Origin of the sequence: Collinsella sp. HCP28S3_G2, from assembly GCF_052065125.1 — a bacterium.
Taxonomy (GTDB): Bacteria; Actinomycetota; Coriobacteriia; order Coriobacteriales; family Coriobacteriaceae; genus Collinsella.
This window is the reverse complement of sequence record NZ_JBQHUO010000032.1, coordinates 1-1,519: the sequence shown is the minus strand read 5'-3', so window position 1 is coordinate 1,519 and position 1,519 is coordinate 1. Positions and strand designations below refer to the sequence as shown.

Here is a 1,519-nt window from a genome sequence, read left to right as displayed (position 1 = left end):
TTTGGACGGAGAGTTCGATCCTGGCTCAGGATGAACGCTGGCGGCGCGCCTAACACATGCAAGTCGAACGGCACCTATCTTCGGATAGAAGCGAGTGGCGAACGGCTGAGTAACACGTGGAGAACCTGCCCCCTCCCCCGGGATAGCCGCCCGAAAGGACGGGTAATACCGGATACCCCCGGGTGCCGCATGGCGCCCGGGCTAAAGCCCCGACGGGAGGGGATGGCTCCGCGGCCCATCAGGTAGACGGCGGGGTGACGGCCCACCGTGCCGACAACGGGTAGCCGGGTTGAGAGACCGACCGGCCAGATTGGGACTGAGACACGGCCCAGACTCCTACGGGAGGCAGCAGTGGGGAATCTTGCGCAATGGGGGCAACCCTGACGCAGCGACGCCGCGTGCGGGACGGAGGCCTTCGGGTCGTAAACCGCTTTCAGCAGGGAAGAGACGAGACTGTACCTGCAGAAGAAGCCCCGGCTAACTACGTGCCAGCAGCCGCGGTAATACGTAGGGGGCGAGCGTTATCCGGATTCATTGGGCGTAAAGCGCGCGTAGGCGGCCCGGCAGGCCGGGGGTCGAAGCGGGGGGCTCAACCCCCCGAAGCCCCCGGAACCTCCGCGGCTTGGGTCCGGTAGGGGAGGGTGGAACACCCGGTGTAGCGGTGGAATGCGCAGATATCGGGTGGAACACCGGTGGCGAAGGCGGCCCTCTGGGCCGAGACCGACGCTGAGGCGCGAAAGCTGGGGGAGCGAACAGGATTAGATACCCTGGTAGTCCCAGCCGTAAACGATGGACGCTAGGTGTGGGGGGACGATCCCCCCGTGCCGCAGCCAACGCATTAAGCGTCCCGCCTGGGGAGTACGGCCGCAAGGCTAAAACTCAAAGGAATTGACGGGGGCCCGCACAAGCAGCGGAGCATGTGGCTTAATTCGAAGCAACGCGAAGAACCTTACCAGGGCTTGACATATGGGTGAAGCGGGGGAGACCCCGTGGCCGAGAGGAGCCCATACAGGTGGTGCATGGCTGTCGTCAGCTCGTGTCGTGAGATGTTGGGTTAAGTCCCGCAACGAGCGCAACCCCCGCCGCGTGTTGCCATCGGGTGATGCCGGGAACCCACGCGGGACCGCCGCCGTCAAGGCGGAGGAGGGCGGGGACGACGTCAAGTCATCATGCCCCTTATGCCCTGGGCTGCACACGTGCTACAATGGCCGGTACAGAGGGATGCCACCCCGCGAGGGGGAGCGGATCCCGGAAAGCCGGCCCCAGTTCGGATTGGGGGCTGCAACCCGCCCCCATGAAGTCGGAGTTGCTAGTAATCGCGGATCAGCATGCCGCGGTGAATGCGTTCCCGGGCCTTGTACACACCGCCCGTCACACCACCCGAGTCGTCTGCACCCGAAGTCGCCGGCCCAACCGAGAGGGGGGAGGCGCCGAAGGTGTGGAGGGTGAGGGGGGTGAAGTCGTAACAAGGTAGCCGTACCGGAAGGTGCGGCTGGATCACCTCCTTTCTAGGGAGATA

The 1,519-nt window shown here is 65.0% G+C and carries 1 rRNA gene; it reads left to right on the top strand.

The window, feature by feature from the left end:
• Positions 1-2: 2 nt before the first annotated feature.
• Positions 3-1,508: ribosomal RNA gene (locus tag ACTNB2_RS08785) — 16S ribosomal RNA — on the top strand.
• Positions 1,509-1,519: the final 11 nt, after the last annotated feature.